We start from the raw sequence: 12,972 nt of genomic DNA on the forward strand, positions 1-12,972 counted from the left end.
CATGGCCAACTTCGCCGCGCGCGCCAATCAAGCGCTAATGCAATCATCCCCTAAATGGCGCCTAGCTATTTGGTTGCTATTGATGCTGTCTGCCAGTCTGTGGACTTTGCAACTCTGGCAAAACGGCGCACGGATGCAGAGCGATATCCTCGCCATGCTGCCCCATTTACAGCAGGACAAACTCACAGAACGCGCCCTTAACCAAGTTGAAACCACGCTCGCCGATCAAGTCTATATTGCACTCGTCGCCAAGGATGAAACCACGGCAATCGCTGCGGCTAAGCTGTTGATGCAAAAGTTTGAAGCTGACCTTGTTGCAAGGGGTAAGCAAGGCGCGCTCACAGATATTCGCAGCGCCGATATGCAGCTCGGTGAAGCGTTGGGGCAATATTATTTCCACCACAGATTTAAATTACTGACAGCACCACAAGCTGAGGCGTTAGCAACGAAAGACATTGGAAATCTGATTGAAGCGGCCACGGCGCAGCTTTACAACGCCTTCAGTTACGCCAATAGCAACTTGCTCGCCCAAGATCCGCTGTTGTTATTCCCCGCCAATTTACTCGCCCTCGCGCCGAGTTCAAAAGTCAGGACCAGCCAAGGGATACTGCTCGCGAATCAAGGCGATAATGTCGCCGCGGTTGTTATGGCAAAGGGCCAAGAAAGTGCTTTTAATCCCAATGCGCAATTGGCGCAGATGACGGCATTAGCCCTAGGATTGGATGCGGTTAAACAAAGCTATCCCGATATTACACTGCTTAAGGCTGGTGCCCTGTTTCACGCGATTGCGGCGACCCAAACGGCTAAGAGTGAAATCTCGATCCTCGGTCTTGCATCCTTACTTGGGGTAATAGCTTTAGTCTGGCTGGCGTTTCGCTCAGTGATGCCGCTACTGTTGGCAATCGTTACCATTTCCAGCGGGCTGTTGCTGGCAGTGACTTTTACCTTAAGCGTGTTTGGCGAGCTGCATTTACTCACCTTAGTATTTGGCACTAGCTTAATTGGCATTGCCATCGACTACAGCTTTCATTTTTACTGCGAGCGCTTAAGCGATACCGAACGCAACGCAAAGGCGACGGTCGCGTATATCTTCCCCACAGTGACACTTGCCTTTATCACCAGTGCCTTAGCTTATGTGGGCATAGGTTTAGCGCCGTTTCCTGGGATGCAGCAAGTGGCGATTTTCTGCGCCGCGGGACTACTCGGGGCCTATCTCACCCTCATTCTCGCCTACCCACAGTTAGCGGGAAGTCGTTTGCCATCGGGCTCCCGCCCATTAGCGTTAGCGGGGAAGTACCTTGCCAACCTCACTCAGTTATCCAACCGATTGACCACACCTTTAGGCATGGGCATGTTTGCTTTAGTGATAATGGTGTGGTGTCTGGTTGGCGTAACAAAGTTAACCGTCGATGACGATATTCGCCATTTGCAGCAAAGCCCCGCAAGCGTGACTGAACCTGAAAATCAGCTCAGGCAGCTACTCAGCGGCGGCACAGATAATCAATTCTTACTGGTACGCGCCGCGAGTGAAGAAGCGTTGCTGCAGCAGCTTGAGCGAGTGTCGCCACTGCTCGATGCCGCTATTGCGAACCAAGAGTTAGGCAACTACGTCAGCCTCAGCCGATATCTTCCCAGTCATCAAAGGCAAGACACGGCTTATCGCTTACAGGGTGAAATCTATCAAACTCAGATAGATACTGTGCTCACAAGCCTTGGGTTGGATGAGAACTTAAAGCCAGAGCTGCAAGCAAGCTACTTAGCAGCTAAAGAGCAATATATCAGTCCAGCAGATTTCTTTACGCTAGAGGCAGGCAAGCAACTCGCACCGCTGTGGCTAGCACCAAATAGCAAGGCCACCGACTATGACGTTCTAAATGATGGCGGCGCGAGCGCTGAGCATGGTGCCATTGTCTTGCTTGGCGGCATTAAACAGATCGACGCGATCAAGGCGCGCTTTGCCCATGATGAAAGCGTACAACTTATCGATAAAGTCGCGGATATCTCCGCCGTCATGGGCCATTACCGACAGTTAACTCTAAAGCTGTTAGCGCTCGCACTCGGTATCGCACTCTTGTTGTTTAGCCTGAATTTTGGCATTAAAAAAGCCGCGGTTGTCGTTGCCGTTCCAGCCCTTGCGGCCTTGCTAACGCTTGCAACCTTAGGCTTAACGGGCTCGCCACTGAGTCTGTTCCATGCACTCGCGCTCATTTTAGTTTTCGGGATTGGGATAGACTACAGCTTGTTCTTTGCCTCTGCTCAAAACCACGGCAAGGCAGTGATGATGGCGGTATTTATGTCCGCCTGCTCGACCCTATTAGCCTTTGGTTTACTCGCCTTTAGCCAGACCCAAGCGATTCATTATTTTGGTTTAACCCTGTCACTAGGTATAGGTTTAACCTTTTTACTTTCGCCACTGATTTTAACGACTAAAAAGTCCTGATAACGACAAGGAACGTACTTTACATGCCTACACCCGCTCACGATTTATCGGCTATGCCAAATTCACTTGCCGTCGATGTGGCTATTATCGGCGCAGGACCTTCAGGCGCCATCGCCGCCAGCTTGCTACACCAACAAGGTAAGCGCGTGCTGGTGTTAGAAAAACAACATTTCCCCCGTTTCTCCATCGGTGAAAGTTTACTGCCCTGCTGCATGCAGTTTATCGAAGAAGCCGGCATGTTAGATGCGCTCAATGCCGCCGGATTCCAACATAAAAATGGCGCCGCCTTTCGTCGCAATGGCACTTACACTACCTTCGATTTTACCGATAAATTTACCCCAGGGCCGGGCACCACATTCCAAGTGCAGCGCGCCAGTTTTGATAAACTGTTAGCCGATACCGCCCAAAGCCAAGGGGTCGACATCCGCTACGGCGAAACCGTCGAGGCGATAGATTTAACCGAGAATCCATGCTTAATGGTGCGCAATGAACAGGGCGAGCTTTATCAAATCAGCGCCCAATATGTGCTTGATGCCAGTGGTTTTGGCCGTGTGTTACCCCGCTTGCTCGACTTAGAAAGTCCGTCTTGCCTACCACAGCGCAGCGCCATCTTTACCCATGTGGAAGACAACATCAGCGATCCTAACTTTGATCGAAATAAAATTTTAATCAGCGTCCACCCAGAGCATAAAGACATTTGGTATTGGCTCATTCCCTTTAGCAATGGCCGTTGCTCACTCGGCGTGGTTGCCGAACCGCAATTACTGGCGCGTTTACAAGGTTCGCTTGAGCAACAATTGATGAACATAGTCAATGAAGAACCAGGACTAAAAGCCCTACTGGCAAACGCTAAGGTGGTGCAAGAATGCGCCACTCTCAAGGGCTATTCCGCCAATGTGTCACGCCTTGCGACCGACAAGTTCGCCCTACTGGGTAATGCCGGTGAGTTCCTTGATCCGGTATTTTCCTCCGGCGTCACTATCGCCATGCAATCGGCATCGATGGCGGCAAAATGTGTGACTAAACAACTCAATGGCGAAACGGTTGACTGGCAAGCCGATTACTCAGCACCTTTAATGCAGGGGGTGAATACCTTCCGCACCTATGTGCAAGCTTGGTATGATGGCCGCTTTCAGGATGTGATCTTCTATGAAGAACCGAATCCACGCATCAAGCAAATGATTTGCTCGATTCTGGCGGGCTACGCTTGGGACCTCAATAATCCCTTCGTTAAAGACTCGGAGCGCCGCCTGAACATGGTGGTCGAATTGTGCCAAAACCAAGTTGCCATTCCTGAATTTGCAGAGGCGTAACCGCATGTCGCTCAACTTTAACGCGAAATGGCGAGTGTTCCCCGCGCTACTGATCATCAGTCTAGGGCTGACGGGATGTAGCGAACTGCTGTTCAGGCAAACCTGTGTCGGCCTCGCTAAAGACATGCGTTATTGCTTGGCGCCACTGCCCCATGATTTTGCCCCCGCAGCCGATAAGCCTCTGACTAAGCCGACGGCCAAACCTGCGGACATTAGCAGCCCGCAAACCGAGAGCAAAACGGGCGTATCCTCACCCCAATCCTTTAGCCAAAAGGTCAGCATTAAAGTGGGTGATAAGTCCCACGAACTGCTCACTCAATTAGAGTTAGAGGATGAGCGCATGACACTCGTTGGCTTAGCGCCACTCGGACAGGCTTTGTTTACCTTAGTTTATGATGGTAATACACTCAGCAGTGAACAAAGCGTGCTGCTAGGGGACAATTTTAAAGCTGAGTATTTAATGGCGATGATGCAACTGATCTATTGGCCTGAGCAGAGTATTCGCGCCCATTTAGAAGGTGGTCATTTAGTCACAGGTCTTTGCGATACGGTTGGGGGAAATCAGGGCGATACGCTTATAGGCACCCGAGTGAATACAATCCCCTGTCGCCAGATCTATAGTCAAGATACCTTGATCAGTAAAAGCGGCCAGCAAACCCATGTGGTGCAAATCCGTTATCAGCAAAATATCGGCGATGCTCTTTGGCAAGCCCACATCAGCTTAACTATGCCACAAGCTAAATTTGAGCTAGAAATCGAACCTATTTAATCTGTTAGCATCCGCACTTAACTGTGCCATGGTAAAAAGACACACAATGATGAACAGAGTAGCTATTACACAGATTGGATTGTGTACCCCGCTAGGGCAAGATCCCCAGCAGGTTTTAGACCGCCTGATCGCCGGTGATACCAGTGCGATGCTGCGCAGTGACACTCTCCTGTTCGAGCACCCAACCTTAGTTGCCCCCGTGACGACAGCGCTACCAACCATTCCCGAAAAACTCATTCAGTTCGATTGCCGTAACAACCAATTACTGCTGTGCGCCGCACTGCAAATTGCGACCACAGTTGAACAAGCGAAACGGGATTTTGGTCATGCCCGTATTGGTGTTGTGCTAGGCACCAGCACGTCAGGGATTTCAAAAGGAGAAGCCGCGCTGAGCTACCGCAATCAACACGGATACTTTCCGGCGGATTACCACTATTTCCAGCAAGAGCTCGGCAGCACCAGCGACTTTTTACGCCAATATTTTGAGCTAGATGGCCCTTGCTACACAATTTCAACCGCCTGCTCATCCAGCGCCAAAGTGTTTGCCAGTGCCAAACGCCTATTACAGGCTAACCTCTGCGATATGGTGATTGTCGGCGGTGTCGACAGTTTATGCCAACTCACAGTCAATGGTTTTCACGCCTTAGAGTCTGTCTCGAAAGGCCACTGCAATCCTTTTAGCATCAACCGTGATGGCATCAATATCGGCGAAGGCGCGGCGCTTTTCGTCCTGACGTTGGGCGAGTCAGAGGTCATGCTAGCGGGTATTGGCGAGTCGAGCGATGCCCACCATATGTCGGCGCCACACCCCGAAGGCGAAGGCGCGATCAAAGCCATGCACGCGGCGTTGCAAGATGCACACATTGCAGCAAAAGACATTAGTTACATAAACTTACACGGTACAGCCACGCCTAAAAATGATGCGATGGAAAGCCGCGCCGTGGTTGAAGTGTTTGGCGTGAACACGCCCCCTTGTAGCTCGACCAAGCCCTTAGTCGGCCATACCTTAGGTGCCGCTGGCGCCATTGAAGCCGCCTTCTGTTATTTATTACTTTCAGCACATAATCACGGCAAAGCCCTGCCGCCCCACCAATGGGACGGACAAGTCGATCCACAGGATCCGTCCATTGCCTTAGTCGAGCGCCATCAAGTCGCCGCTAAGGGCGCGCTTAATTATGTGATGAGCAATTCCTTCGCCTTTGGCGGCAGCAATGCCAGCCTGATTTTCTGCCGTAACGAGGCCTAGTACCATGCAGTTACTTAAGATCAATAAACCCTTTGCCGAACAGGATATTGCCGATTTTATTCCCCATAGGGCACCGATGATTTTGCTCGATAAAATCATAGGCTATCGGCGCGATAACCTAGAGACCGAAGTCACTATCACGGCCAAGAGCCCTTATTTCGATGATAAACATCGAGCTGTACCCAATTATGTGGGTATCGAATATATGGCCCAAAGTATTGCCGCCCTTGCTGGGGTTGAGGCAAAGCTTCGCAATGATAAAATCCGCGTCGGTTTTCTATTGGGATCGCGCAAATTAACCTTGTATGCAAAGCAATATGAGCTCGGGCGCACCTATCGCACCCAAGTCAGCCGCCTCTATCAAGAGGAATCGGGATTAGCGGTATTCGATTGCCAAATTTATCTGCTGCCCGAAGCCGGCACTGAGCTAGAAAAGAGCTTAGTGGCCCAAGCCAATGTGAACGTGTTCCAACCTCAGGACACACAAGCCTATCTTGCAGGCAATCAAGACGCGGCAAATAGAAGCCTTGGGCACTAAAGCAATAATGTAGATAAAAAAGCCTTAAAGCGCCTTAACAAGCGACCTTTTTACCATAAATACATGAAACCCCATACCGACACATAACGATAAAATGGGGTGGAGAAAACAGATGAATAACAGAGTATTAGTTACCGGTTCGAGCCGCGGCATTGGTAAAGCCATCGCCCTAAAACTCGCCGCGGCAGGTTTCGATATCGCCCTGCATTACCACTGTAACCAAGCGGCTGCCGATGACACTGCCGCGCAAATCCGCGCGCTTGGGGTGAATGTGAGCCTGCTGAAATTTGATGTCGCCGACCGCGCCAGCGTCAGAGCCGCCATTGAAGCCGACATCGAGGCCAATGGTGCCTATTATGGCGTGATCCTCAATGCTGGCATCAACCGCGATACCGCCTTTCCCGCCATGACAGAAAGCGAGTGGGACAGCGTCATCCACACTAACTTAGACGGCTTTTATAATGTCATCCACCCCTGCGTCATGCCTATGGTACAAGGCCGCAAGGGCGGGCGCATCATCACCTTAGCTTCGGTTTCTGGGATTGCGGGCAACCGTGGCCAAGTCAATTACAGCGCCTCAAAAGCGGGTATTATCGGCGCAACTAAGGCATTGTCATTAGAGCTAGCAAAACGCAAAATTACCGTCAACTGTATCGCTCCCGGCTTGATTGAAACCGACATGGTGGCCGATATTCCTAAGGATATGGTCGAGCAATTAGTGCCGATGCGCCGCATGGGTAAACCGAGTGAAATCGCCGCCTTAGCCGCATTTTTAATGTCTGACGATGCCGCCTATATCACTCGCCAAGTGATATCGGTCAATGGAGGCATGATCTAAATGAGCGAGCCGACAAATCAAACCCGCTTAGGGAAACGAGTGGTTGTCACTGGCATTGGCGGCATTACCGCCCTGGGCCATGATTGGGAGGCGATAGCGGCGAGCCTTAAGGCGCAGAAAAACTGTGTCGTTACTATGGGTGACTGGGATAAATACGATGGCCTCAATACCCGCTTAGCCGCGCCCATTAACGACTTTGAAGTGCCAAGCCATTATTCGCGCAAGAAAATTCGTTCTATGGGTCGGGTTTCTATCATGGCGACCCGCGCCAGTGAACTTGCATTAATCGATGCGGGATTGTTGGACGATCCTATCGTGTCCTCGGGTGAAATGGGTATCGCCTATGGCTCGTCCACTGGCAGTACCGATGCCATCATCGCCTTTGGCGATATGTTGAAAACCGGTGATATGTCGGGCGTCACCGCCACGAGTTATATCCGCATGATGGCACACACCACAGCGGTGAATGTGGGGGTATTTTTCGGCTTAAAAGGCCGAATTCACACCACTAGCAGCGCCTGTACCTCGGGGAGCCAAGGCATAGGTTACGCCTATGAAGCCATCAAATACGGTCATCAAACCTTAATGTTGGCGGGCGGCGGCGAAGAACTCTGCCCCACAGAAGCTGTCGTGTTCGATACCCTGTTTGCCACTAGCACTAAAAACAGCACCCCCGAACTCACGCCACGCCCCTTCGATGTGAGCCGTGATGGCCTCGTGATTGGCGAAGGTGCTTGTACACTGGTACTCGAAGAGCTAGAACACGCCAAGGCGCGCGGTGCCAAGATTTACGCTGAGTTAGTCGGTTTTGGCACGAATTCAGATGGCCAACACGTCACCCAACCAAACGCGCAGACCATGGAAATCGCCATCAGGTTGGCCCTCAAAGACGCACAGCTTGAGCCTAGCGCCATAGGTTATGTGAACGCCCATGGTACGGCAACGGATCGCGGTGACATCGCCGAAAGCCACGCGACCCATGCAGTTTTTGGTGCTGGTATGCCGATTTCATCCCTTAAAAGCTACACGGGCCACACCTTAGGTGCATGCGGCGCGTTAGAGGCTTGGGTGAGTATTGAGATGATGAATGCGGGCTGGTTTGCGCCGACACTTAATCTTGAAAGTATCGACCCACAATGCGCCGATTTGGACTATATCCGTAGTGATTTACGTCCAATCGATACAGATTATGTGATGAGTAATAATTTCGCCTTTGGCGGTATTAATACCTCGCTGATTTTTAAACGCTGGGCCAATAACAACATATAAAAACCACATAAGGACATCACCATGAAACCACTCTTTGCAGGTATGCTGCTTAGCATCAGTTTATTAAGCTCGCCTTTATTGGCTCAGGAATATACGGTTGAAACCTATCAAGAAATCTTTAAGGGTGATAACCAATTCAAGCAAAAAGAAGCCATTGAATCACTCACCATCACTGGTTTATCCGATCCTGCCATTTTTGATGCGCTCGAAGCAAAGCTACTCGCATCTTTGCCCCAAGCCACTGAAAAAAATGCCATTGACTACAGTGCTTGGTTAGTCAAAGGCTTAGCTTATTCAGGCAATGATAAGTACAGCGAAACCATCAACAAGATTGTTAATGGTGATTATCCTAAAAAACTCAAAAAATACGCAGGTCAAGCTTTAGAAAACATAACGATATATAAAAAATGGAATGCGATTCTTGCGGATAAAAGCCAATATACTGCCGATCAAAGTCAGCAAAATAATGCCTTCGCCAATGCCCTACGCAGCAATGATTTAGAATTAATGCGTCTCGCGGCTAAACGCATCATAGATGACCGCCAGTACGATGATTTTATCCTAGCCGTACTCAGTAACGAATTGAAAACACCACGCTTAATGGCCGATGACAAACTCGCCATCGATACCTATGCCAACATGGCAAAAGCGCTAGCTAGTTCAGGGAATACCGCTTACCGCAATGTGATTGAAAATATGGCAACCGCGAGCTCAAACAAAAAACTCAAAAACTACGCCGAGAGTTATTTGAAGAAATACTACTAAACCTACCCATTTTACGCTTAATCGAGTAAATCATGGCCGAGCTTATCCTCGGCCATTTTTATATCCGTTTGGATCACTTTTTAAATTACTGTTGGCCTTAGCGTTTGCTGATATTCGCCTATACAGGCTTGCCATGACATTCACTCACAACACTGTGAAAGAAACCTAGGGAATCTAAGTTGATAAACGAAAGTTACGGAAGGCGAAGAGGCAGTTAAACATAGATATTGTTCAGAGTGAGGCCAACCATGGTACCGGCTCGACGACACGCAGCAAGTCCATCCCTGGATGCTCGACCGCCCCGTCCATGGGGCGGACGGTCGTCTCGCCAATCACCATGGTTTGCCTTTCGAGCATTAGTGTAATCTGTAGGCTTACAAAGACGCGAGCTAACATTTAATAACTGCAAACTTCGCTAACCAAATTTTACAACATCTAGTTAGGTAATTATTCGTTGTGAGCAAGATGTATATTTCAGAGTGTAGCTGTACGACTTTCATGCACATATGATAGGAAATGGTGATTAATTTCAAATTAAATCTACTGATATTGTAATCAAGTAAAGATAGCGATATCTTGCCTTACTCTTACTTTATTGGAAATTGTGGCATGTTTAACTGGATTACTCCTGAAATCATTATTGCTATTTCGTCAGTATTTATTGCACTGTTTGCCTTAGTTGCAACGATTTGGCAGGGTAAGATGACAAAGAAACATAATAAATTATCCGTTAAACCAATCCTTAACTGTAGAGTTGAAATATCAAATCACTGCGAGAAAATAGGAGTTCATTTCACTAACGATGGCATTGGACCGGCGGTTATTACTTCAGCGAAGATAAAACGGAATAATAAAGAATTTAGCTTGGGAGATTTTAGATATCTAGGATTATTTCCTGAATTAAGAAATGAGCATTTTCATTTCAATCTTTTGGGTATCCCAGGCACTATTTTACCTTCACAATCACAATGGCTTTTTTCTACAAATGAACATAAGAATGGCTTTGTCAAGATTAATGATCTTATTTCAGCATTAAATGAAGTAAATATTGAAATAAAATATGAATCAATGTATGAAGATAAATTTACTTTTTTAAGAAAAATTGAGCCTCCACAATAGTCCTATCTTGAGAGATGTACGGCTCAACATTCAACTGATACCTTTTCTACTCCCTAGTTTTGTGGCCTAACATTTGCTTATCTACAACGGCGCATTGGCAAACAGATAACAAAGCAATGACGCCATTATGGATAAGCCACAATTATAGGGAGTAACCGATCTGCCATGAAATCCACCATAAGAGCCATGAAAATCACCTTAGATGACCTTAAAGGGCCTGAGATTGCGGCTTTACTGCAGGAACACCTCAACGATATGCGGGCAACCTCACCGCCTGAAAGTGTGCACGCATTAGATCTTGATGGCCTGCGTCAGCCCAATATTCGCTTTTGGACCCTATGGGATGGCAATAATTTAGCGGGCTGCGGTGCACTAAAATGGTTAGATGCCGAGCACGCCGAGATCAAATCTATGCGCACCGCCGCGCCCTATAAGCAACAGGGCATAGCTTCTAAGATATTGCAGCACTTGATTAACGATGCCAAAAGCGCTGGCGTCAAACGCCTGAGTCTAGAGACAGGTTCGATGAACTTCTTCAATCCTGCCCGCCTGCTCTACTGCAAATTTGGTTTTGAAATCTGTGGCCCCTTCGACGGCTACCAACTCGACCCCAATAGCGTGTTTATGACAAAGAAAATCTAAAAAACATGCGCCTTAGTCTTTGAAATTCATCTCTAAGGCGCTTTGCTGCAGTTAAGTATTCGCTCGCTTAACTACTGATGCAGTTCTGTGCCCGTTCCACCAATGGATGATAAACCCAAGCAACAACCCCCAAAATGCGCTGCCGATGCCCAGCACACTAAAACCCGATGCCGTGACCAAGAAAGTGATAATTGCTACTTCGCGATCTTCCGTTTTAGCTAATGCAGCGGTCAGACTATTGGCAATAGTGCCGAGCAGGGCTAATCCGGCGATGGCCAGTACTAATTCCTTCGGGAAAGCGGAAAATAGGCCAACCACAGTGGCACCCAATAACCCAGTGATAAAGTAAAACACCCCGCCCCATACCGCCGCCCAGTAGCGGGTCGCGGGATTTGGATCGGCCTCTTTACCCATGCAGATGGCCGCTGTGATGGCGGATAAGTTAAAGGCAAAACCGCCAAATGGTGCGAGAATTACCCCGATTAAGCCTGTGCTCGTGATCAAAGGTGAAATGGGCGGCCTGTAACCATTACCGTGCAGCGCAGCGACACCCGGCATATTTTGCGAGGCCATAGTAACCACAAACAGCGGTAATGCTACGCCAATCACACTCGCCAACGAAAACTCAGGTGTAGTCCACACCGGCATAGCCAGTTGCAACTGAACCGCATCTAGCTTGAGCAAATCTAATTGAAAACTCATGCCTATGCCCACCAGCAAGGTCAGCAAGATGATGTAACGCGGCGCAAAAGGCTTAACGACGAAAAACACCAACAGCATGATCAAAATTAGGCTCAGCTGGGTTTGCATCGCCTGAAATAGCCCTAGGCCAAATTGCAGCAGAATCCCCGCCAACATGGCTGAAGCGACTGACTGCGGCATGATACGAATAAGTTTATCCATCCAGCCCGCCACCCCGCAAAGAGTGATTAAAATCGAACTCACCAGAAAAGCGCCTATGGCTTGGTTTACGCTCAACCCCGCTAGGCTAGTCACCATCAGCGCCGCGCCCGGTGTAGACCAAGCCGTTAGAATAGGATTCTTGTAGTAAAGCGATAATCCTATGCTGGTCACGCCCATGCCCACACCTAAAGCCCACAGCCATGAACTGATCTGTGCAGGTGTCGCACCCACAGCCTCCGCCGCTTGAAAGATGATCACAGCCGAGCTGCTATAACCCACTAATACCGCAATAAAACCCGCTGATATTTTTGATAAACTCCCTGCATCTCGCCACATATCCACTCCCTTTCTCTGCAATTAGTGTCGCCATTACTTTGTGCGCTATAACTTATAAAATGAACAAGATAGCTTTTTGTGCGCTATAACGTACGAGATGGACAAGATAACACCTGTGCGTTATAACGTACAAACTAAATTTTTATAAAAATGATGGGGCCATTGTGCAGACGATAAACAGCTATCTCGCCACCATGCTTAAAGCACTTCGCAACCAAAAGGGATGGAGTTTAGATAAAGCCGCCCAAGAGACTGGCGTTAGTAAGGCCATGATAGGACAAATCGAGCGCGGTGAATCAAGCCCAACCATTGCGACGCTGTGGAAAATTGCCAGTGGATTCAATATCTCGCTGTCGACCTTTCTCGAACCCACACCCCAGAGCCAAGGCGCAGTATTCCGTAAGCCCGACGAGTTACGCCAACAACCCGCCACCGACGGCATGCTAGTCGCCTCACTCTTCCCCTTTGAAGAGCGCTTCGGTTTCGAGATGTTTGAACTCACGCTGCTGCCAAACTATGAGCGGCTTTCTGAGCCCCATGAAACGGGTGTCACTGAGCATGTCATTGTCTTGAGCGGTACTATGGAAGTGCTAGTCGATGGCGAGTGGCAAACACTCAACCAAGGTGAAGCAGTACGATTTGCGGCCGACAAACCCCATGGCTATCGCAATCTAAACGAGCAAGCCGTGGTATTCCACGACATCATTCACTATCAACGAGCTAATGTGTCTAGCCTCTAACTATTTGTCTAGTGCCAGTAATGCAGAGTTCGAGTACCAACAACGCCAAAGACC

At 48.9% G+C, this 12,972-nt stretch carries 12 protein-coding genes; 11 read left to right on the top strand and 1 reads right to left on the bottom strand.

Translation table 11 applies throughout. The annotated features are described in order from the left end of the window. The first annotated feature begins 1 nt into the window (after position 1). From L5M17_RS12325 to L5M17_RS12370, 10 genes are all read left to right on the top strand, one after another. On the top strand, positions 2–2,440 hold the full coding sequence (locus tag L5M17_RS12325) for an MMPL family transporter (RefSeq protein WP_263147775.1): 2,439 nt from the start codon (positions 2–4) through the stop codon (positions 2,438–2,440). A gap of 23 nt (positions 2,441–2,463) precedes the next feature. Next, positions 2,464–3,753: an NAD(P)/FAD-dependent oxidoreductase gene (locus L5M17_RS12330; protein ID WP_263147778.1), complete on the top strand. Its 1,290-nt coding sequence runs from the start codon at positions 2,464–2,466 to the stop codon at positions 3,751–3,753. Positions 3,754–3,757: 4 nt separating this feature from the next. Further along, positions 3,758–4,522: a DUF3261 domain-containing protein gene (locus L5M17_RS12335; protein ID WP_173242750.1), complete on the top strand. Its 765-nt coding sequence runs from the start codon at positions 3,758–3,760 to the stop codon at positions 4,520–4,522. A 46-nt stretch (positions 4,523–4,568) separates the two neighbouring features. After that, positions 4,569–5,768, top strand: a complete 1,200-nt coding sequence (locus L5M17_RS12340; protein WP_219251354.1) for a beta-ketoacyl-[acyl-carrier-protein] synthase family protein — start codon at positions 4,569–4,571, stop codon at positions 5,766–5,768. 4 nt (positions 5,769–5,772) lie between these two features. Beyond that, positions 5,773–6,306: a hotdog family protein gene (locus tag L5M17_RS12345; RefSeq protein WP_219251353.1), complete on the top strand. Its 534-nt coding sequence runs from the start codon at positions 5,773–5,775 to the stop codon at positions 6,304–6,306. A gap of 112 nt (positions 6,307–6,418) precedes the next feature. Beyond that, complete coding sequence (locus tag L5M17_RS12350; protein ID WP_263147783.1) at positions 6,419–7,144, top strand: 3-ketoacyl-ACP reductase FabG2; 726 nt, start codon at positions 6,419–6,421, stop codon at positions 7,142–7,144. Next, positions 7,145–8,413 carry a beta-ketoacyl-ACP synthase gene (locus L5M17_RS12355; protein ID WP_263147785.1) on the top strand — a complete coding sequence of 423 codons (1,269 nt, stop codon included), beginning with the start codon at positions 7,145–7,147 and terminating at the stop codon, positions 8,411–8,413. A 21-nt stretch (positions 8,414–8,434) separates the two neighbouring features. Then, a complete protein-coding gene (locus tag L5M17_RS12360; RefSeq protein ID WP_263147787.1) occupies positions 8,435–9,178 on the top strand; it encodes a hypothetical protein in 744 nt (247 codons plus the stop codon). A 609-nt stretch (positions 9,179–9,787) separates the two neighbouring features. Beyond that, on the top strand, positions 9,788–10,297 hold the full coding sequence (locus tag L5M17_RS12365) for a hypothetical protein (RefSeq protein WP_263147790.1): 510 nt from the start codon (positions 9,788–9,790) through the stop codon (positions 10,295–10,297). Between the two features lie 165 nt (positions 10,298–10,462). Continuing rightward, positions 10,463–10,939 carry a GNAT family N-acetyltransferase gene (locus L5M17_RS12370; protein ID WP_263147793.1) on the top strand — a complete coding sequence of 159 codons (477 nt, stop codon included), beginning with the start codon at positions 10,463–10,465 and terminating at the stop codon, positions 10,937–10,939. Between the two features lie 51 nt (positions 10,940–10,990). Here the strand turns inward: L5M17_RS12370 and L5M17_RS12375 are convergent, their stop codons facing one another. Further along, a complete protein-coding gene (locus L5M17_RS12375; protein ID WP_263147795.1) occupies positions 10,991–12,178 on the bottom strand; it encodes a benzoate/H(+) symporter BenE family transporter in 1,188 nt (395 codons plus the stop codon). A gap of 164 nt (positions 12,179–12,342) precedes the next feature. Between L5M17_RS12375 and L5M17_RS12380 the strand changes: the two genes are divergently transcribed. Beyond that, positions 12,343–12,918 (top strand): helix-turn-helix domain-containing protein, encoded by a 576-nt coding sequence (locus L5M17_RS12380; protein WP_263147798.1) that lies wholly within the window; start codon positions 12,343–12,345, stop codon positions 12,916–12,918. Positions 12,919–12,972 lie beyond the last annotated feature (54 nt).

Origin of the sequence: Shewanella sp. SW24 (assembly GCF_025653395.1) — a bacterium.
In the GTDB taxonomy this organism is placed as follows: Bacteria; Pseudomonadota; Gammaproteobacteria; order Enterobacterales; family Shewanellaceae; genus Shewanella; species Shewanella oncorhynchi.

Coding starts and splice junctions, on each gene's coding strand:
- L5M17_RS12325 (WP_263147775.1), top strand. CDS start 2: ATGGCCAACTTCGCCGCGCGCGCCAATCAAGCGCTAATGCAATCATCC.
- L5M17_RS12330 (WP_263147778.1), top strand. CDS start 2,464: ATGCCTACACCCGCTCACGATTTATCGGCTATGCCAAATTCACTTGCC.
- L5M17_RS12335 (WP_173242750.1), top strand. CDS start 3,758: ATGTCGCTCAACTTTAACGCGAAATGGCGAGTGTTCCCCGCGCTACTG.
- L5M17_RS12340 (WP_219251354.1), top strand. CDS start 4,569: ATGATGAACAGAGTAGCTATTACACAGATTGGATTGTGTACCCCGCTA.
- L5M17_RS12345 (WP_219251353.1), top strand. CDS start 5,773: ATGCAGTTACTTAAGATCAATAAACCCTTTGCCGAACAGGATATTGCC.
- L5M17_RS12350 (WP_263147783.1), top strand. CDS start 6,419: ATGAATAACAGAGTATTAGTTACCGGTTCGAGCCGCGGCATTGGTAAA.
- L5M17_RS12355 (WP_263147785.1), top strand. CDS start 7,145: ATGAGCGAGCCGACAAATCAAACCCGCTTAGGGAAACGAGTGGTTGTC.
- L5M17_RS12360 (WP_263147787.1), top strand. CDS start 8,435: ATGAAACCACTCTTTGCAGGTATGCTGCTTAGCATCAGTTTATTAAGC.
- L5M17_RS12365 (WP_263147790.1), top strand. CDS start 9,788: ATGTTTAACTGGATTACTCCTGAAATCATTATTGCTATTTCGTCAGTA.
- L5M17_RS12370 (WP_263147793.1), top strand. CDS start 10,463: ATGAAATCCACCATAAGAGCCATGAAAATCACCTTAGATGACCTTAAA.
- L5M17_RS12375 (WP_263147795.1), bottom strand. CDS start 12,178: ATGTGGCGAGATGCAGGGAGTTTATCAAAAATATCAGCGGGTTTTATT.